Source organism: Rhodococcus sp. F64268 (assembly GCF_023015605.1).
Classification (GTDB): domain Bacteria; phylum Actinomycetota; class Actinomycetes; order Mycobacteriales; family Mycobacteriaceae; genus Rhodococcus.
The window spans coordinates 362,450-381,653 of record NZ_JALKAI010000002.1; the positions used below are offsets into that span (position 1 = coordinate 362,450).

18 protein-coding genes, 1 pseudogene and 1 riboswitch are annotated in these 19,204 nt (G+C 66.1%); of the genes and pseudogenes, 6 read left to right on the plus strand and 13 right to left on the minus strand.

Features of this window, described 5'->3' with window-relative positions:
• Nucleotides 1–4: 4 nt before the first annotated feature.
• Both MWU77_RS06185 and MWU77_RS06190 read left to right on the plus strand, forming a co-directional pair.
• Complete coding sequence (locus tag MWU77_RS06185; RefSeq protein ID WP_247273185.1) at nt 5–2,374, plus strand: cobyrinate a,c-diamide synthase; 2,370 nt, start codon at nt 5–7, stop codon at nt 2,372–2,374.
• Nucleotides 2,371–3,294, plus strand: a complete 924-nt coding sequence (locus tag MWU77_RS06190) for a cobalamin biosynthesis protein (protein ID WP_374229816.1) — start codon at nt 2,371–2,373, stop codon at nt 3,292–3,294. Before MWU77_RS06185 ends, MWU77_RS06190 begins: the two co-directional genes overlap by 4 nt.
• 70 nt (nt 3,295–3,364) lie before the next feature.
• On the opposite strand, the gene MWU77_RS06195 is transcribed toward MWU77_RS06190, so the two are convergent.
• From MWU77_RS06195 to MWU77_RS06205, 3 genes are read right to left on the minus strand one after another with little or no spacing between them, the layout of a single operon-like run.
• Nucleotides 3,365–4,897 (minus strand): CotH kinase family protein, encoded by a 1,533-nt coding sequence (locus MWU77_RS06195; protein ID WP_247273186.1) that lies wholly within the window; start codon nt 4,895–4,897, stop codon nt 3,365–3,367.
• On the minus strand, nt 4,897–5,574 hold the full coding sequence (locus MWU77_RS06200; RefSeq protein ID WP_169687043.1) for a DUF4956 domain-containing protein: 678 nt from the start codon (nt 5,572–5,574) through the stop codon (nt 4,897–4,899). Before MWU77_RS06200 ends, MWU77_RS06195 begins: the two co-directional genes overlap by 1 nt.
• Nucleotides 5,575–5,596: 22 nt before the next feature.
• A complete protein-coding gene (locus MWU77_RS06205) occupies nt 5,597–6,502 on the minus strand; it encodes a polyphosphate polymerase domain-containing protein (protein ID WP_247273187.1) in 906 nt (301 codons plus the stop codon).
• Nucleotides 6,503–6,764: 262 nt separating this feature from the next.
• On the opposite strand from MWU77_RS06205, the gene MWU77_RS06210 reads away from it, so the two are divergent.
• Complete coding sequence (locus MWU77_RS06210) at nt 6,765–7,319, plus strand: hypothetical protein (protein ID WP_169687045.1); 555 nt, start codon at nt 6,765–6,767, stop codon at nt 7,317–7,319.
• Here the strand turns inward: MWU77_RS06210 and MWU77_RS06215 are convergent.
• The 4 genes from MWU77_RS06215 to MWU77_RS06230 are packed head-to-tail and all read right to left on the minus strand — an operon-like array spanning nt 7,294 to nt 10,541.
• Nucleotides 7,294–8,034: a cobalt-precorrin-6A reductase gene (locus MWU77_RS06215; RefSeq protein ID WP_247273188.1), complete on the minus strand. Its 741-nt coding sequence runs from the start codon at nt 8,032–8,034 to the stop codon at nt 7,294–7,296. The two genes, MWU77_RS06210 and MWU77_RS06215, sit on opposite strands and share 26 nt — an antisense overlap.
• Nucleotides 8,031–9,524, minus strand: coding sequence for a cobyric acid synthase (locus tag MWU77_RS06220; protein ID WP_247273189.1), 1,494 nt, complete (start codon nt 9,522–9,524; stop codon nt 8,031–8,033). The genes MWU77_RS06215 and MWU77_RS06220 overlap by 4 nt, the downstream gene beginning before the upstream one ends.
• Before the next feature lies 1 nt (nt 9,525).
• Nucleotides 9,526–10,293, minus strand: coding sequence for a CbtA family protein (locus MWU77_RS06225; RefSeq protein WP_247273435.1), 768 nt, complete (start codon nt 10,291–10,293; stop codon nt 9,526–9,528).
• A gap of 35 nt (nt 10,294–10,328) precedes the next feature.
• Complete coding sequence (locus MWU77_RS06230; protein ID WP_169687048.1) at nt 10,329–10,541, minus strand: CbtB domain-containing protein; 213 nt, start codon at nt 10,539–10,541, stop codon at nt 10,329–10,331.
• A 30-nt stretch (nt 10,542–10,571) separates the two neighbouring features.
• A riboswitch (cobalamin riboswitch) is annotated at nt 10,572–10,706 on the minus strand.
• A gap of 69 nt (nt 10,707–10,775) precedes the next feature.
• Between MWU77_RS06230 and MWU77_RS06235 the strand changes: the two genes are divergently transcribed.
• Nucleotides 10,776–11,312, plus strand: a complete 537-nt coding sequence (locus tag MWU77_RS06235; protein WP_247273190.1) for a histidine phosphatase family protein — start codon at nt 10,776–10,778, stop codon at nt 11,310–11,312.
• Nucleotides 11,313–11,315: 3 nt separating this feature from the next.
• Here MWU77_RS06235 and MWU77_RS06240 read toward each other — a convergent pair whose 3' ends face one another.
• The 3 genes from MWU77_RS06240 to MWU77_RS06250 form a co-directional block, all read right to left on the minus strand.
• The gene (locus tag MWU77_RS06240; RefSeq protein ID WP_169687050.1) at nt 11,316–12,245 is read right to left on the minus strand and encodes a cation diffusion facilitator family transporter; all 930 of its coding nucleotides are present in this window, start codon (nt 12,243–12,245) and stop codon (nt 11,316–11,318) included.
• A 177-nt stretch (nt 12,246–12,422) separates the two neighbouring features.
• Nucleotides 12,423–13,619 (minus strand): FUSC family protein, encoded by a 1,197-nt coding sequence (locus MWU77_RS06245; RefSeq protein ID WP_169687051.1) that lies wholly within the window; start codon nt 13,617–13,619, stop codon nt 12,423–12,425.
• Nucleotides 13,552–13,968 (minus strand): DUF3151 domain-containing protein, encoded by a 417-nt coding sequence (locus MWU77_RS06250; RefSeq protein WP_169687052.1) that lies wholly within the window; start codon nt 13,966–13,968, stop codon nt 13,552–13,554. Before MWU77_RS06250 ends, MWU77_RS06245 begins: the two co-directional genes overlap by 68 nt.
• Nucleotides 13,969–14,048: 80 nt before the next feature.
• Between MWU77_RS06250 and MWU77_RS06255 the strand changes: the two genes are divergently transcribed.
• A complete protein-coding gene (locus MWU77_RS06255; protein WP_247273191.1) occupies nt 14,049–15,149 on the plus strand; it encodes a hypothetical protein in 1,101 nt (366 codons plus the stop codon).
• 66 nt (nt 15,150–15,215) lie between these two features.
• Here the strand turns inward: MWU77_RS06255 and fbaA are convergent, their stop codons facing one another.
• Nucleotides 15,216–16,253 (minus strand): class II fructose-bisphosphate aldolase, encoded by a 1,038-nt coding sequence (fbaA, locus tag MWU77_RS06260; RefSeq protein WP_169687053.1) that lies wholly within the window; start codon nt 16,251–16,253, stop codon nt 15,216–15,218.
• A 156-nt stretch (nt 16,254–16,409) separates the two neighbouring features.
• Here fbaA and MWU77_RS06265 point away from each other — a divergent pair.
• Nucleotides 16,410–17,105, plus strand: a pseudogene (locus MWU77_RS06265) (VTT domain-containing protein); the annotation flags it as partial.
• Nucleotides 17,106–17,311: 206 nt separating this feature from the next.
• Here MWU77_RS06265 and MWU77_RS06270 read toward each other — a convergent pair.
• Nucleotides 17,312–18,430: a glycoside hydrolase family 76 protein gene (locus MWU77_RS06270; protein ID WP_169687054.1), complete on the minus strand. Its 1,119-nt coding sequence runs from the start codon at nt 18,428–18,430 to the stop codon at nt 17,312–17,314.
• Nucleotides 18,431–18,527: 97 nt separating this feature from the next.
• Complete coding sequence (locus MWU77_RS06275; protein ID WP_169687441.1) at nt 18,528–19,139, minus strand: TrmH family RNA methyltransferase; 612 nt, start codon at nt 19,137–19,139, stop codon at nt 18,528–18,530.
• Nucleotides 19,140–19,204 lie beyond the last annotated feature (65 nt).

Consider the following 19,204-nt stretch of genomic DNA (forward strand, 5'->3'; position numbering starts at 1 on the left):
CAGCATGGTAGCCATTCCACGCTTCGTCATTGCCGCACCGGCATCCGGGCACGGGAAGACGACCGTGGCAACAGGTCTCATGGCCGCGTTACGCCGCGCCGGCCACACGGTGTCGGGGCACAAGATCGGCCCCGACTACATCGACCCCGGCTACCACGCGCTCGCGACCGGCCGACCCGGACGCAACCTCGATCCGCACCTCGTCGGCGACGATCTGGTTGCGCCGTTGTTCCTGCACGGCGCGAGCGGCGCCGACATGGCGGTCGTCGAGGGCGTCATGGGTCTTTACGACGGGATGCTCGGTACCGACGGGTACGCATCCACTGCCCACGTGGCAGGGCTGCTGAGTGCACCGGTGATCCTCGTGGTCGACATCTCGCACGCCTCGCGCTCCATCGCCGCCGTCGTCCACGGCATGGCCTCGTACGACCGGGGTGTCCGCATCTCCGGCGTGATCTTGAACAAGGCCGGATCGCCGCGACATTCGGACGAGGTCGTTTCCGCACTCGAATCCACCGGCATCCCCGTTCTCGGCGTACTGCAACGCGACGACGGGATCGCCGCGCCGTCGCGGCATCTGGGACTCGTCCCGGCCCAGGAGCGCGCTGAGGCAGCGGGGCAACTGGATCGCCTCGCGTCGCAGATCACCGAACACATCGACCTCGACGAGGTCGAGCGCATCGCGCGTTCCGCACCCGACCTGGCCGCTACACCGTGGACACCGCCCATCTCGGGCGCCGACGGCCCCGTGATCGCCGTCGCGGGGGGACGCGCATTCACGTTCCGCTACACCGAGACCGAGGAGATCCTGCGCGCGGCAGGATGCCGGACGGTCACGTTCGACCCGTTGCGCGACGAAACCCTGCCCGACGACACCGCAGGCATCTATCTCGGCGGCGGCTTCCCCGAGGTGCACGCGGCGGACATTTCGTCCAATGCTCCTTTACGCGAACACCTTCGGTCCGCCATCGCAGGCGGTGTGCCCACCGTCGCCGAATGCGCCGGTCTGCTGTATCTGTGTCGAGACGTCGACGGCGCCGACATGGTCGGTGCTCTGGACGTTTCCGCCCGCATGACACCGCGCCTGACGCTCGGCTACCGCACTGCGATCGCCCCCGCCGACAGTCTCCTCGGACCCGCAGGAACCCGAGTGACGGGTCACGAGTTCCACCGCACCACCGTCGAACCCGGCACCTCCCCCGCCTGGTTGCTGAACGGGCGGCCCGACGGATTCGCCACCGCGACGCTGCACGCGTCGTATCTGCACACGCACTGGGCCGGCCACCCTCGGCTCGCGGAGCGCTTCGTCGCCGCCGCACGTGCGGCCACGCCGGTGGCCTCGCCCCCGCGGATCCCTCGTGTCGTGGTACCGGACCTTCACCATCACGGGGATCGCGACGTCGCCGACGGCCTGATCGATCTCGCGGTGAACGTGTCGCGGCGGCCGCGGCCGGGATGGCTCGACGAGGCGCTGCGGTCGTCGCTCGATGCACTCGACCGCTATCCCGACCCGGATGCGGCACGCGCCGCACTGGCCGGACGGCACCGTCGCAGCATCGACGACGTGCTGCCCACCGCCGGCGGCGCCGAGGCATTCACCTTGATCGCGCGTGCACGTCCCTGGCGGATGCCGGTGGTGGTGCACCCACAGTTCACCGAACCCGAAGCTGCGCTCCTCGCCGCCGGCCACGAGGTCCGGCGCGTCCTGCTGCGTGTCGGCGACGGGTTCCGGCTGGATCCTGCCACGGTGCCCGACGACGCGGATCTGGTGATCGTCGGCAATCCCACCAATCCCACGTCGGTGCTGCACCCGGCGTCGACGCTGCGGTCGCTGGTGCGTCCGGGCCGGGTCGTGGTGATCGACGAGGCGTTCATGGATGCGATACCGGGGGAAACCGAATCGCTCTCGAACGAGGGTATCTCCGGATTGATCACGGTGCGGTCGTTGACGAAGACCTGGGCGATCCCCGGCGTGCGCGCGGGATACGTCGTCGGCGACCCCGAGATAGTGGTCGATCTCGCGGCGCAACAACCGCCGTGGTCGGTATCGACACCCGCGGCTGCGGCGATGATCGCATGCGCCGCACCGAGAGCGACGGATGAGGCGAGCGTGATCGCCGACGAGATCACCACCGATCGGGCCGCGCTCGTGGAGGCACTGACCGGTCTCGGGCTCGAGGTCGCGGGAGATCCGGCCGCTCCGTTCGTTCTCGTCCGGGTAGTGCAGGGAACACGGGAGGCGTTGCGTTCGAAGGGGTTCGCGCTCCGCCGCGGCGACACGTTCCCGGGTCTCGACGACGAGTGGGTGCGGATCGCCGTCCGCGACCGGGCAGTGACCGATGCCTTGACCGATGCATGGCGGTCGATCCTGTGAGCGGCACGTCGAGAGCCGCTGGTCTGGCGCTCGGATACGCGGCCGATCAGGTGTTCGGCGACCCCGGTCGCTGGCATCCGGTGAGCGGATTCGGCAGGCTCGCGCGCGCCACGGAGAAGATCCTCTACGCCGACAACCGCGCCGCAGGTGTGGTGTTCACGTCGCTGCTCGTCGGGTCTGCGACGGCGCTCGGCGGTGCGACCGATCGCGCCACCCGGTCCCGGCCCTGGCTCGGTATCGGTGTCACCGCTCTCGCCACATGGGTGGTTCTCGGTGGTCGCTCACTCGGGCGCGAGGCCCGCACCATCGACGCGCAGCTGCGTGACAATGACCTCGCATCCGCGCGGGTTCAGGTGACGCACCTGGTGGGACGCGACCCGTCACAGCTCGACGAGAACGGCATCGCGCGGGCCACCATCGAGTCGGTCGCGGAGAACACCTCGGATGCCGTTGTCGCACCGCTTTTCTGGGGTGCACTGCTCGGCCCGGCCGGACTACTGGGATATCGCGCAGCGAATACGCTCGACGCCCGAGTCGGTCACCGCACCCCCCGGCTGGAGAAGTTCGGGTGGGCCTCGGCACGGTTCGACGACCTGCTCAACCTCGCTCCCGCACGATTGTCCGCGCTGCTTGCCGCCGGCCTGGGTCCGCGTCCGGGCGCTGCGATACGCGCGTGGCGGCGGGATGCGCATCGGCATCCAAGCCCTAATGCAGGGCCCGTCGAATCGGCGTTCGCAGGTGCGCTAGGGGTGCAGCTCGGCGGCATCAACGTCTACCACGGCGACACCGAAGACCGCGGCACGCTGGGCGACGGGCCGGCACCCACACCTGACGACATCGGTCCCACTGCGCGGCTCGCTTCCCGCGTGGGGCTGGGTGCACTGGCAGTGGCCGCGCTCGTCGCCTGCGCCACTCGGTGATTCGAGTTTGCGGCAGTGGTAGACAGCCACAACCGTTCAGAACTGTTGTGGCTGTCTACGCGCGTTGCTTCTATATCGCTGCGAGCGCGTCAGTGCGCTGCTGAATCCAGGTCCGCATCGAGTCGACGCTCGACTGCAGGCTTTCCGAGGTCAGACCGTCGCTGACCGGGACGCTGGACGCGAGACCGTCGAGGATCTCGAGTGCCAGCCCGCTGCCGTACATCTGTTCGTACAGATCCCAGTAGGCCGCCTCGTAGACGCCGGTGAAGGCGTCGGACGCCAGGAACCGGGTCTTCAGCGTGTTCCCTCCCCTCGACGGCCCACCTCCGTCTCCGCGGTTCAGCCTGGCCATCCCCTCAGGCAGGGCCATCCCTTCAGGTGGTGCCATGCCGCCGCCCATGGAGACGGTATCGTTCGGTCCGGCCGTCGTTCCGCTCTGCATTGCCATGTTGAGATCCCACGACACGACCGAGATCTTCTCCGTGTCGAGGTCGTACCAGAGGTAGTAGTTCTGGCCGGGCCCGGACATGTCGTCGCCGTTCACGAGGAGGTTCTGCGTGGCGACGTACTGCGCGAACGAGTCGACGTCGACCCAGTCTGCGAGATGTGCGTCGAACTCTTCGTCGCTCGCCGAGTCCATCCACTTCAGGAAGCTGATGATCGGCTGTACGTCGCCCGTTCCCTCGGCATTGAGCTGCTTGAACTGATCGGTGTAGTCGGCCTGATCGTCGCCGACGTACGCGAACTTCGACGACGCATCGGCTTTGTAGAGATACCCGTCGGAGTCGAACAGGGAGTTCGCGTACGACTCGTCCGGGTGCTCGAGCAGTAGACGCGTCGCGGTCGCGCTGTCGTTGACCGAATACACCGAGTAGGCGTAACGCTGCGTCGCCTGGTCGGTTGCGGCCGTGAGCGACAACGCCATTGCTTCGTTGAGTACCGGTGAGCCCGGTCGCACCGACAGCTGGGTCATCCCTTGATATGCCCGGCCGTCGACATTCTTCGAGAAGTCGATGAGCAGCGGCAGCGACGTCGGATCGTCCACCGAAATACTGGTGCCGCCCATCCCAGGCATACCGCTACCTCCGCCGAACATCGCTGCAGGGTCGAAGTCCTCGGAGATTTCGAACTCCTCCGGTAGTTCCATTCCTTCCGGCGTCCGGAACCCGCCGTCCTCGCCACCTGGGCCGCCTCCCATGCCGCCTCGCAACGCCGAGAGTGTCGAGTTGCCCTTGAGTCGGACGCCGACGTCGGTGATCAATGTGCCGTCGATGGTGATGTCGGCGGTGACCCACTCCTTCTCGCCGTCGTCGACGTACGAGTCGACCATGTCGTTGTATTCGACATCGCTGATCTCGAGCGACACCTCGTGCTCGACCGACGTGTCGAACAGGTCGACGGCGCCCGCGATGTTCTCGGTGATCTCGGACGTGATCACGGTGGCGTCGCCGGTGATGTAAGGACGGATGCGGGCGGCGCCGAACACCGTTCCCACGGTCGCGACAAAGGCTGCCAGCGCTACGACAACCTTCCAATGCTGACGCAGCGACGTCGGAATTCTGTGCCGCAACCGTTTTCGCGGCCCGGTCGTGGGCTCGTCCATCAGATGTCCGTCTGGTCGTATCCGGTGAGGACAGTGACGCGTTGGCCGGCGTTGACCTCGTTCAACGCGGCGATCAGATCGCTGGACTGCTTACCCTTCTTCAGCTGTGCCGTGTAGTACAGCTCGGTGAGGGCACCGCCGCGGACGGATTCGGTGGATACCAGTTCGAACTCGGTGCAGTACTGGATCAGCACATCGGAGACGAGGTCGGTGTATCCGGTCTCCGGTGGCACCTGGACCTTCACGACCTGTCGCTGAACGTCGAGCTTGAACCAGTTGAACTTGTTCATCAGCACCAGCACCAGGCAGATCGCGATGGTCGCGGCGATCGCGAGCACATAGAAGCGAGTGCCGGTGGTCATGCCGATCGCCATCACCAGGAAGATGAACCCCACGTCACGGGTTTCCTTGATGGCGTTGCGGAATCGGACCACCGACAATGCACCGACGAGCGCGAATGCACGGGCGATGTTCGATCCGACGACAAGCATGATCAGTGCCACGACCATGCCCACCATGACGAGGGTCTGCACATACGACTGGCTGTAGGAGACATTCTTGTGGGTGTAGCGATAGACCCAGCCGATGATGGCCGAGAGAACGAACGACAACGACAGCGACATGATGATGTCGAGTGTCGTGAACGTTCCACTGAGGTCCTGGAAATCGAAGTTCATGAAGTTGTCCTGTATCTGTGGATCAGTGGGCCGGAACGGCGCGGAAGACGTCGGTGGGCAGAGAGGTGTCTACGTCATCGGGCACAACGAGTTCGGGTGCGCCCACTCGGGACCGCGGTGCGAGTCCGAATGCTTCGACGGACTGGCAATACTTGGAAATCCGATTCACCGACATGTCGAGACGCGCGGTCATATCCGTCACCCAATACGGGACACGTTCGTTCGCCTTGATCTCGACGATCGCAAGCTTGGGAGGAATCGTGAAGCGATTCTCGGCGGGCGCAGCGAAATGGAAATCTCGGTCGCGGCCGTGGACCTTGTGGTCGATGGTCACGCGCAAACCCAGATCGGCGTCGACGCCGACGAAAGCCTCCCGCAGATATCCGGTCGTCACGATCGGCCGCAGATCGAGGTTGCCGATCAGGGTGGTCACTTCGTTGACGAAGGGTCGCTGCGACGGGTCGCACCAAATGGCCTGACGGTCGTCGAGCCAGCTTCGCGCTGCGCCGTAGGGCAAGGCAATGCGGCGCTTCTGGGTCACTCGGTTGACGCGCTGCTTGATCTCGATCTGCACGGACGAGTCCTCGGTGCATTCGTCCGGCGCGCCGTAGAGTCGCATCCGCACCTTGCGGCGGAACTTCAGCCCCTCGATTTTCTCCCAGTAGAAGCGCAGGCTCGGGGTGTCGTAGTAGACCGACGTCACCGGATAGCCCCCGTGCGGGGAGAACGGGTCGTTCTCCATACGCGCGGCCAGTTCCGCACGCAGTTGTGGGACCCGCATCTCGTCGACGAGGTATTTGATCTCGTATCGATTGAAGGAGTGCAGTCTGCTCGCGGTCTGCTGATAACCGGTGGGGCGGGTGGGAACGTCTTCGGCATGCGCCGCACCACCGGGCGAACCTCTGCGGAACCGGTCGAACACACTCATGGCACACCCTTCGCCGTCTCGTCTCGATGAACGAATCGAGTACAACAAGCGGCGCTCGAGGAAACGTGCGATGAACCTGTCAGTTTGCTGTGAACGTCCGCGCGAAAACCCGAGAGTGCAGTTCTGCACCCGATTTCCGAGAAAGCTCCAGGTCCTGCGGTTGAGAACTGCACACTCAACCACAATGTGGCGCCGATCACGTATAAGTGCAACACTGTAATCAGTGCAAAACTGCACGTCGATCCGTCCGAGGAGGACGATCATGCGAAATCCACACATGCACTCACGCGGCTTCGGCCGCCCCGGAGGCTGGCAGCAGGCAGGTGTGCCCGACGCCGGCGATGCCGAGGAATGGTTCTCCGGCCGCCTACCCGACAACTGGTTCACCGGGCCCGCCACCGTGGAGGTCGACCGCGAAGAAATCATCGTGACCGGCGAACTCCCGGCACCCGACGACGCGTCCGACGCAGTCGTCGAAGGACGCATCTCCCGGTTCCGGGAAAGCACCCGCCCCGAACGGATGCGCATCGCCGACGAGGCCGAGGCCCGCTATGGCCGCAAGGTCGCGTGGGGGGTCACGCTCGGCGGCCACGACGTCCTGTTCACCCATCTCGCGGTGCCGGTCATGACGCGACTGCGTCAACCCGAACGCAAGGTCCTCGACACTCTCGTCGACGCCGGGGTAGCCCGATCACGCTCCGACGCGCTCAAATGGACGGTGCGACTCGCCGGCCAGCACACCGACGAGTGGCTCACCGAACTACGAGAGGCGATGAAGAAGGTCGACGACCTCAGATCGGAGGGTCCACAGATCTGAGAACCCACTCGACGGCATCGTCGACCGATGCCACCGTCGCGACGCCGGCCGGAGCCGCGGGGCGGCGCACCACGATGACCCGCACCCCGAGTTCACCGGCGGCAGCGAGCTTCGCGCGGGTGAGTTCACCGCCCGAATCCTTCGTGACGAGGGTATCTATCCCGTTGTCCTGCATCAGCGTTCGCTCACCTTCGACGGTGTAGGGCCCGCGGGCCTGCACCACCGTCCAGGACGGCGGGACCTCGCGGTCCAGAGGATCGACCACGCGCACCGTCACCCGATGCCCACCGAGCGGGCCGACGAAACGGTCCAGCGTCTGACGTCCCGTACTGAGAAAGATGCCCTCGCCGGTCGCGGCTACCGTAGCAGCGGCGTCGTGGCCGTCGACCCAGATCCACGTGCCGTCGTCCGCCCACCCTGGCCGTTGCAACCGCAGGAGTGGGACGTTCGCACGCGCACAGGCGGCTGCCGCATTGGCGCTGATCCCCGCGGCAAACGGGTGCGTCGCGTCCACGACCGCGTCGATACTGTTGTCGCGCAGATAGTTCGCGAGTCCGTCGACGCCTCCGAAACCACCGATGCGGACCGGCCCCACCGGCAGCCGCGGATTCCGGACGCGCCCTGCGAGTGATGAGATGAGATCAACTCCCCTGTCCTGCAATGCAACCGCGAGCGCTCGCGCTTCCCCGGCGCCTCCGAGAATGAGCACGGTCATCGCAGCGTTCCCAACAGGGTCGGCAACACCGGCGAATCCGTCAGCGTCGTCAACAGTGCATCGACGTCGAGATGTTCGTCGACCATATCGGCGAGAAGCTCGATTCTCTCCTCGCGTGCCGACGCGAAACTCACCGTGCCCGTGCTGATCTCACGATGCGAGCCTGCGGCTACCTCGCGCAGCCAGGCACCGCGCAGTTCGTCGCCTTCGAGACTGCCGTGCCACATCGTTCCGAAAACGTTGCCGCTGCGCGCACCACCGAGAAACTCGTCGGCGCCGCCGACTTCCACGCGTCCGTGGTGGATCTCGTAGCCGGACGCAGGCGCACCCAGCGCGGTGCCCGAAGGCAGCCGCAGCACTTTGTCCGGCCCGAACTCTGTTCGGACGTCGAGCAGGCCGAGCCCTTGCGCCACCGCGCCGGGGCGTCCCTCGACTCCGTGCGGGTCGGTGATCTCGCGTCCGAGCATCTGGAATCCGCCGCAGATCCCCAACACGGCACCACCCGCACGGGCGTGATCGACGATGGCGACGTCGAGGCCCCGCGACCGCAGCCACTCGAGGTCGGCGAGAGTGGCCCGGGTGCCCGGCAAGATCACGATGTCCGCATCCGCGAGAGCCCGCGGATCGTCGACGAAACGGACCCGCACATCGGGTTCGAGGCAGAGCGCGTCGACGTCGGTGAAGTTGCTGACGCGGGGCACCATCACCACCGCGATCGTGAGGGCACCCTCGTCGCCATGTGAGGGTCGCGAGGTGAGGGCGAGCGAGTCCTCGGAATCGAGCCACAGGTCGCGTTGCCACGGCAGGACACCGAGAACGGGACGCCCGGTGAGCTCGTGTAGCGAATCGAGGCCCGGTTTCAGCAGACCCACGTCGCCGCGGAACTTGTTGATCACGAACCCACGAATCAACTGCTGATCAGCGGCATCGAGCAAGGCCAGCGTGCCGTACATCGACGCGAAGACGCCGCCGCGGTCGATGTCCCCGACGACGATCGTCGGCAACCCCCCGTGTTGCGCGAGGCCCATGTTGACGTAGTCATGTGCGCGCAGGTTGATTTCGGCAGCGCTACCCGCACCTTCGCACACCACGACGTCGAAACGTCCGCGCAGGTCGTCGAATGCGGTGAACGCCGCCTCCGCGAGGTGCTTCCGCCCGCCCGCGAACTCACCGGCCTCGAGAGTTCCGGCGGGACGACCGCGCACGACGACGTGGCTGCGCCGATCGCTGCCCGGCTTGAGGAGCACCGGATTCATGGCGGATTCCGGAACGGCGCGCGCGGCGACGGATTGAATCCACTGGGCGCGCCCGATCTCCACCCCGTCGCCGGTCGCGGCATCGACCGCGACCATCGAGTTGTTCGACATGTTCTGCGCCTTGAACGGAGCGACCGTCAGGCCCCGCCGCGACAGCGCCCGGCAGATTCCGGTGACGACCACGGATTTTCCTGCGTCCGAGGTCGTTCCGGCAACGAGAATACCTTCGCCCACGTCAGGCCACAGCCCGAACGCGCGCCGCACGCTCGCTGAGAAACGCGAAGATGAATCCGAGCGCCGCCCACAGGGCGACCTGAACGGTGAACGAGGCGACACGGAACTGCCACAGCAGGCTCGCCGGGAAATCGTCGCTCACTTCATCGATGGTCGGCATGACGAGGTAGCCCAGGCCCACCACGACGAGGAGCGCGATCAGCGGTCCGACGATGCGGACGGTGTGCAGATCGTGGTTCGAGAGGGCCTTCGCGACCGCGACCGCCACCGCGATGGCGACCAGGCCGAGCACGACTGCGGCGAGCCACCACAGCGTGCGCTCGTTGATGGTGTCGGGATCCCCCACCGCCGGTGGGTTCGCCGGGTACTTGAAGAACGGAACGGCTTCGATCGCCAGCCACGCGGCACCCGCACCGGTCAGCGCCAGTTTCCAGCCTGGTAAATCGGTGTGGCGGCGGGCGAAGTGCAGCACCGACGCGTACAGCGCACCGAGCGCGAGGCCGGCAAGGCTGGTCGCGAGGAACAGTCCGGCCTTCTGGCCTGCGCGGCTCACCTCGGCGTCGTCGCCGTGGCTGTGCGCTCCCTCCACGGCGACTGCGGTGCCACCGTGGTCATGGTCGGCCGCTTCACCTGCGGCTTCTTCGATCGCAATGGCGGCATCGATGTGGGGTTCGCCGACGACGAATGCCACCGCACCGGCCAGCAGACCCGCGAGCAGGCCGGCGAGGAGGCCACGCAGCAGCAACTGGACGAAACTCCCGGACAGCATCGCCTGCCCGCCCGGCGACGTCGGCCGAGTGTCGCTCAGTGACACGGGAGGCCCAGTAGATGCCGGCCGTCGTGCATGAGTTCGTGCATGAACATGCCGGTACGGGATATCGCTCCCTGATCGAATCCGACCAGATACAGCACGACGAAAGCGAGGATCACCGTTGCGGCCACTATTACAGCGAGCCCGGCCGAGCCGAGTGAATCAGCCGAGCCGAGTGAGTCGTCGGGTGTATGAACTACCGCCATGACAACCTCCTGGGATTGCGCGTCCCATCCGAAAGGTCACGTGCCGTGGGAGTTTTCTGACTTCCCGAGATCTGTGATCCCAGGTCTACAGTGGCGCGACCGTCCCGGATTCTCACCGGATTCCCTGCACCTCGGCACATGCGTACCGACGAACTTTGGCACCGCAGGTCAGTCGGTGTCAAGCGGAGAACACTGCACTGCGAGGGACACTGCACCTCGAGGGACACTGGGCCCGTGCCCCGCCTGTTCCTGATCTCCCACGCCTCCACCCCTGCGCAACAGCATGTGCGATTCCCGGCCGACGATCCGCTCTCCGAGCGCGGACGACGTGAACTCGACCGTGCCACGCCGCCGGTCGTCGATCGCACGATCACGGCCCCGGAGATCCGCGCCGTGGACACCGCAGCAGCTCTGGGCTGGTCGGCGACCGTCGAACCCGCACTGCGCGACCTCGACTACGCGAAGTGGTCGGCCGTGCAGATGAGCAGCATCGCGGAAGACGAACTGGCAGCGTGGCTGACCGATCCCGACGCAGCACCGCACGGCGGCGAATCGATCGCCCACCTGATCGCGCGCGTCGGTGCGTGGCTGGACACCTTCGACGAGTCACCCGAGCGAATCGGGGCCGTCACGCATCCGGCGATCATCAAGGCAGCGGTGGTGCACGCACTCGGAGCGCCGGCCTCGGCGTTCTGGAGGGTCGACGTCCGTCCGCTGAGTGTGACGCGGCTCAACGGCCGTGGCGAGCGCTGGACCGTGCGGCTGGGCTGAACCTCACCACGTCACGTCCTCCTCGCACTTGCGTCCGTCGATCGTCCGCTCCACCTGCACGGTCGCGTGATCGAGTCCGTGCGACGACAACGTGGTGCGCGCCGAGTCGAGCACCCAGTTCGCGTCGTGGTCGCTCACCAGGTGCACGGTCGCCACGTCCATACCCGTGGTCAGTGTCCACACGTGCAGATCGTGAACGCCGGACACTCCGGGCAGCGCAGCGAGATCGGCGCGCACCGCGTCGACGTCGAGATGACTCGGCGACGCCTGCGTCAGGATGCGAAGCGATTCTGCCGCCAGTCGCACCGCACGCGGCACTACCCACAGGGAGATCAGCACACCGACGACGACGTCGGCGAAACTCCACCCGAACGCCAGGACGAGCACACCCGCGACCAGGACCCCGACGGAACCGAGTGCGTCGGCGAGCACCTCCATGTACGCCCCGCGCACAGCGAGACTGCCCTTGGCGTCGGCGCGCAACAGCAGCATCACGACGATGTTCGCGGCGAGCCCGGCCAGCGCGGTGAGAATGAGCGGGGCGCCGGGGATTTCGGGGGTGTCGCCGATGCGGTTGATCGCCTCGTACATCACCCATGCCGCGACGCCGAGCAACAGGATCGCGTTGGCCATCGCGGTGAGGACTTCGGCCCGGTGCCAGCCGAACGTGCGGGCCGCCGCCGCGCTGCCGCGACGGGCGAGTACCAGGGCCACCATGCCCATCGATACGCCGACGACGTCGGTGAGCATGTGCCCGGCATCCGCGAGGAGCGCAAGCGATCCGATCCACAGTCCGACGCCCGCTTCGAGCAGCAGGAACACACCGAGAACGGCGAGAGAGATACCCATCCTGCGGATGGTGCGACCCGACGGTCCTGCGCCCTGCCCATGGCCCTGGCCGATGCCGTGTGAATGTCCATGCCCCGAACTCATGGCCCTCCCTTTCAGGTCCGGGCCATCGTATGCATAAATGCGCATGTGTACAACCGCTACGTCCCTACGTCAGGATCACCCACAGTTCCCGCGACCGTTCCTGCTTCGCACACCGGTTGCAACGGGTGTCCGAAACAGCGATGGTCGCGGGAAGAACCGGCCGCACCGGGGCCGATCTCAGTCCTCCGGCGGGTAAGCGGGCTTCTCGACCGTGGGCGGCAACGTTGCGAGTGCCGAGATGCGCTTGAGCCCTGATGCCCGCAACAGGTCGACGAGCAGAGAGCGGATCTGCGCGAACACCACCGTCGCCGACACACCGGCCCCCTCGATCAGTTCCGGCCTCATCTTCCGTGCCACACTGCGCAGCACACGCGCTGCCTCGGCGGCGTCAGGTTGATCGCCGGGTTCGGCAAGCACCATCTCGCGCAGCACTTCGACCGCGTCGGCAAGTTCTTCGACGATGACGACGAGCCGGGAATCGAGAATCTCGTCGTCACGGACCAGGGTCAGCGACCGACGCGCGAGGACACGGATATTGCGCATCGCATTGTCGATCGGGTCGGCGGCAGCGGTCAACCGTGCAAGCCGCGGCCGACTGTTCCAATAGAGCGGGGAAATCCGACTGATCTCGTGACCGCCCTGGAGGTTGCTGCGCATGGAGTCGATCGCGGATTGCGTGTCGCGGGCTTGCCGCAGGGCAGCTTCGATGGGCTTCGGATTGTTCTCGACGAGGCCGGTCTCGACCTTCCGCAGAACCTCGGCGGCGGTCTCGAGAATGTCTGCGGCGTTCTTCCTTGCTCGCCGCACCGGATGAGTGGGGATCAGCGCTACCACTGCGATGCCGACCAGGCCGCCGACGAGAGCGTCGGTCATCCGGTCGATGCCGCCCGTGCCGCCGGGGGGTATCAGCGTCGCCACCAGGACAGCCGAATTGCCTGCCTGCATCGAGAAGATCGGCCCGCTGTTGAGCGCCACCGCAGAGGCCATGGCGATCGCCACGACCAGAGCGATCTGCCAGGGACCACTGCCGATCAACGAGACGAGGAGGTCCCCGACACCGATTCCGACGGTCACACCGCACACGAGCTCGACGGAGCGGCGCAGCCGAGCACCCAAGGACAACCCCAGGGATACCACAGCGGCGATCGGCGCGAAGAACGGCTGCGGGTGACCGATCAGTGTGGTCGCAACCCACCAGGCGATGCCGGCAGCGAGCGCGCACTGCACGATCGGCAGCGCGGATGAGCGCAGTCGCAGCGACGACTTCCGCAATTTCGTGCGGAAGTCGTCGCGGGTGGGTAACGACCTATTCGACGCCAAGTTCCTCCGCCGCGCGGGGGTCACAGTCCTCGAGCAGATCGAGGCACCGAGCATGCTCGTCCGTTTCGCCGATCGCCTTCGCTGCCTTGGCGAGCACGGCGACGCAGCGCAGGAACCCGCGGTTGGGTTCATGGCTGTAAGGCACGGGGCCGAAGCCCTTCCACCCGTTGCGCCGCAGCTGGTCGAGACCCCGGTGGTAGCCGGTGCGGGCATAGGCGTAGGCGGTGATCGTCTCGCCGGAGTCGAGTGCTGCCTCCGCGAGGTACGCCCACGCGATCGAGGCGGTCGGATGCTCGGCCGCGACCTTCGCCGGCTCCTTGTGATCGAGCAGATCAGATTCCGCTTCGTCGTCACCGGGGAGGAGAGTGGGCTGGGGTCCGAGCAGATCACCGAATGAGGTCATGGCGCCCATTCTGCCCCTCCACCGTCGAGCCTGGATAAGCTCCCCACATAATCACCCATCATCCGAACGAGGTGCAGCGAGTGCCGGACCCGAAGAACGAAGACCCGACCGAAGACTCGACGGAATCGTCAGCAGGCGAGGTCGCGGACAACGGGCCGGCCGACACGCCCGACGACGTCGTCGCCTCGGAGAAAGCCGTCGACCCGCAAGGGAAGGACACCGAGGCGGAAGACGAGAAGGCCTCCGATGACGAGACGGACGGCGCTGCAGCGCCCGACGACCAGATCGAGGACGACGCGGACACCGCTCCCTCAGGCACCCCGTCGGAGGAGACCGAATCCTCACCGGATGACGACGCAGCCGCAGCTCCGGAAGATTCCCGGCCCGACGACAACGAGCAGGACCCCGGCGCAAGAGCCGACGAACCCTCCGACCCGGATCCGGCCGAGTCCGAGACGGTCGCCATGCCGATCGTCGAGAAGACCCCCGACCCTGCCGACGCAAAGACCGTCGCCATGCCGATCGTCGAGAAAGCCGAGCAGCCCGGCGACGGCGAACAGCCCGACGACGGTAAGCAGCCCGAGCCACCCGCAGCAGATCCGTCCGAAGCACCGACGACTCAGATCCCGGTCAGGAGCCACGCCCCGAAAGCGGAGCCGCAGCGCATCGTGCCGCGTGTGCCCGAGGCACCGCGCCCGGAGCCTGCGCCGTTCCAGCCCACGCCTGCCCCTACCCGGATCCCCCCGTCACCGCGAAAGAAACGCGCGGGTTGGCTGGTCCTCGCCGGTGTAGCCGCTGCCGTGGTGATCGCCGTCGTCGCCGTCATCGCGTTCCTGCAGTACCGGGAGAGCAATTCCCCCGAGTCGCACATTCGCGCCAGCGTCGACGAGTTCGTGCAGGCACTGAGTGCAGGCGACCTTGCAACATTGCAGTCATCGACGTGCGGCGGGCTCGCTGAGTTCTACGCGACGGTCGCTCCCGAGGAGTTCGACAGCATTCACACGCTGGCTGTGGAACAGGGCTCTGTGCCGGTCGTGTCGAGTATCGACAAGGTGCAGATCACCGACGACACCGCGATCGTGGAGGTCACAGCTCACCCGATGGGCGATCCGTCCGACGTCACGGCACGCACCTTCGACCTCGCGCTCCAGGGGGAAGAATGGAAGGTGTGCAGCGAATAGCTGCGCAGACTCTCGCAAGGACGAAGGGCGCCGGCTCGAGCCGGCGCCCTTCGTCGATCGTGATACCTACTTGGCGGACACCGAGCGTCCCGCGGACTTGAGGTCGTTGCACGCCTCGACCACGCGAGCGGTCATCGACGCCTCGGCCTTCTTCAGGTAGCTGCGCGGGTCGTAGACCTTCTTGTTTCCGACCTCGCCATCGACCTTGAGCACACCGTCGTAGTTGCTGAACATGTGTGCCGCGATCGGGCGGGTGAACGCGTACTGGGTGTCGGTGTCGACGTTCATCTTCACGACGCCGTAGCTCAGGGCCTCGTCGATCTCCGACTTCAGCGAGCCCGAACCGCCGTGGAAGACGAGGTCGAACGGCTTCGAGCCGTCCTTGAGTCCCAGCTTCTTCGATGCGGCCTGCTGTCCTTCGGCGAGAACGCCCGGCTTGAGCTTGACGTTGCCCGGCTTGTATACGCCGTGCACGTTGCCGAAGGTCGCGGCGAGGAGGTACTGACCCTTCTCCCCTGCGCCCAGCGCGTCGACGGTCTTCTCGAAGTCCTCGACGGTGGTGTAGAGCTTGTCGTTGATGGCGTTCTCGACGCCGTCCTCTTCGCCGCCGACCACGCCGATCTCGATCTCGAGGATGATCTTGGCGGCCACAGCGTCAGCAAGCAGCTGCTGAGCGATCTCGAGGTTCTCGTCGATCGGGATGGCGGAGCCGTCCCACATGTGCGACTGGAACAGGGGGTTCTTGCCTGCGTCGACGCGTTCCTTGGAGATCGCGATGAGCGGGCGGACGAAGCCGTCGAGCTTGTCCTTGGGGCAGTGGTCGGTGTGCAGAGCGATCGTGACGTCGTACTTCTCAGCGACGACATGCGCGAACTCGGCAAGCGCGACCGCGCCGGTCACCATGTCCTTGACACCGAGGCCCGAGCCGAACTCTGCGCCACCGGTCGAGAACTGGATGATGCCATCGCTACCGGCGTCCGCGAAGCCCTTGATAGCGGCATTGATGGTTTCGGACGAGGTGCAGTTGATGGCCGGGAACGCGAAGGAGTGTTCCTTGGCGCGGGCAATCATCTCGGCGTAGACCTCGGGAGTCGCGATAGGCACAGCGGCTGTCCTCCAGATGAGAGTGGATCGGCTACCCGCTCGGGTGTGGCAGGTGCTCTTACGTCCCTGCAGTATGTCAATAGCCACGGCGTTTAGATACTCGGGCCGCTCTCCCGAGGCCGCTGCGATTCGAGCGCCCTCTGATGCGCCGGTACTCTGGGCATCGTGAATTTGCTTGAAGCCTCGGAATCCGCGACCAATTTGGCCCTGCTGCCGGGCTTCCTCGACCCGGTGAATCTGCTGAACTCGTTCGGCACCTGGATGCTCCTCGGGCTCCTGCTGGTGGTGTTCATCGAGTCCGGCCTGCTGTTTCCGCTGCTTCCCGGCGATTCACTGCTGTTCACCGCGGGCCTGATCGCCGCATCGAAATCGACGGAGGTCGAGCCTTTCGCACCATTGTGGGTGCTGATGGTGACGATCCCGATCGCGGCGATCCTCGGTGATCAGGTGGGCTACTTCATCGGTACCAAGGGCGGCGCAAAGCTGTTCAAGAGCGACGACGCGAAGCTGTTCAAGAAGAAGTACCTCGACGAATCCCACCGGTTCTTCCTGCGCCACGGTCCCGCAATGATCTTCCTCGCCCGGTTCGTTCCTATCGTCCGCACCTACGCGCCGCTCGTCGCGGGTGCGGCGAAGATGCCGTATCGCGTGTTCATCACCTACAACGTCATCGGCGGCATCGTGTGGGGTGCGGGCGTGACACTGCTGGGCTACCTTCTCGGACAGATCTCGTTCATCGCCGACAACGTCGACATCATCTTCCTGCTCATCGTGTTCGTGTCGGTGCTCCCGATCATCAACGAGGTCGGCAAGCGTTTCCTCGCGTCGCGCAAGAACGCCGGCGAGGGCACCACTGCAGAAGAAACCGCCTCTGCGGAAGAAACCGCGTCGGGGCAGGACAACTCTGCCGCTGCGCTGTCCAGCACCGATCACACGCCGACCACCCCGATCCCGACCCGGTCTGCGGCACAGACCTCGGCACCGACCACGCCGATCCCGTCGCTCGGTTCGGACCCCGACACTCGGCGATGACGCCGTAGTTCAGGGAGAGCCGTAGCTCAGGGAGACGCGACAACCGCGTTCGCGGCTTCCATCAACATCCAGCCACCGAGTTGCACCGACAGGTCGCGTTCTGCGATCGATGATGAGCGCACGGTGCCTCCAGCGAACTGCGCGACTGTGCCCGACGCACCCGGCAGTTTCGCGGGCCGGGACCAGTCACTTCCGAACAGCGGCAGGCCTTCGATCTGCAGGCGGTTCTCCCACGCAGCATCTGCCGAGGCCAGCACGATGCGACGCGCTGTAGCTCGCGCGCGCACGTCGTCGGAGTCCTGCACCGGCAAGGTGGTCGCGACCATTGCGAGATAACGCACGAGGATGCCGTTGAACAGACCTCCGTCGCCGCCCCCACCACCTGTGACGATGCTGCGTTCGGTGAGTTCGTCGTCGACAGCACCAACGAGGGCATGGACCCGTGCGCGATGACGCGGATCGTCGCATCGGGTCGCGAGTTCGGTTTCGACTCCGAGCACCACGCCTTGGCAGTACGAGTAGACGGCGCGTTCGAGCACACCGTGGCGGATTCCGTCGAGGACGAGTCCGCTGTCCGGATCGACGAGACGCTCGTGGATCCAATCGGCCATCTCTTGCGCGCGTTCCAGCTTGCCCGAGCGCGCGAGTAACAGCGCTGCCGGACCGTTCGCGGGGGCGTTGAAGAAGTCGTCTCCGCGGCGCCACGGGATACCACCCCCGCGCTCGGGTTGCCACGCGTCGTACAGTTCACCGACGAGGGCAGTGATCGCAGCGCCGTGGTCGACGCGCAGGTGCCGCCCGGCGCGGTCGAGAGCCAGACCGAGCCAGGCCATGTCGTCGAAATAGTTGTTGGTCCAGCCTGTGATGTTGCGAATGCGGTGGCTGCGGCTCAGCTGCACGACTCGGCGCCGGCCGCGCTGGGTACCGTCGCCGGCCTTCGCGTGCCGCTCTGCTGCATCGACGGCGAGGTCGATCAGGTGTGCCTGCCACCAGTAATGCCACGATCCGAAGATGCGCTCGCGCCGCGTCGCCGGCCAGCCGACGACACCGAGTTCGGTGCCGGGTAGACCCCACAATCGACGCACGTGCCTGGCCACCACGGCAGCTTCGGCTGCGTCCGCCCGGCCCGTCCACATTTCTGGCATGCAGTAATCATCCTCGTCCCACGACAGCGGCGTGGCCACACGGCCCGCGCTCATACATCCGTGCAGTCCGAGTTGGTGTTACTACCGGGCCGGATGACTACCAGGCGCGGTCGAGGTCGGCGTGTTGGGCGATCCAGGCGTGCATGGCGATTCCTGCCGCGACACCGGCATTGATGGAGCGGGTCGAACCGAACTGTGCGATCGACACCGTCATGGTCGCCACCTCGCGCGCGCGCTCGGTCACGCCCGGGCCTTCCTGCCCGAACAACAGCAGGCAGTTGCGGGGCAACACAGCCGTCTCCAGCGGCACGGAACCGGGGGTGTTGTCGACTGCGACGATGGTCAGATCGTGCTCGGCGGCCCAGTCGATGAGCGCATCGACGTCGGGGTGATGGTGCAGATGCTGATAGCGATCGGTGACCATCGCCCCGCGGCGGTTCCACCGCCTGCGCCCCACGATATGGACAGCGGCGGCCGCGAACGCGTTGGCGGTCCGCACCACGGTGCCGATGTTGGCGTCGTGCGCGAAGTTCTCGATCGCCACATGCAACGGATGCCTACGGGTGTCGATGTCAGCGACGATTGCGTCGCGCGTCCAGTACCGGTAGGCGTCGACGACGTTGCGCCGGTCTCCGTGTTCGAGCAGTTCCGGGTCGTACTTCGGGTCGGTGGGTGGGAGCGTGTCGAACTCGTCGGTCCACGGCCCCATACCGTGCGGGTGTTCCCCCCACTCGGTGGGTCCGGCAACAGTGAGCGGGTCCTGCTCCTGATCCG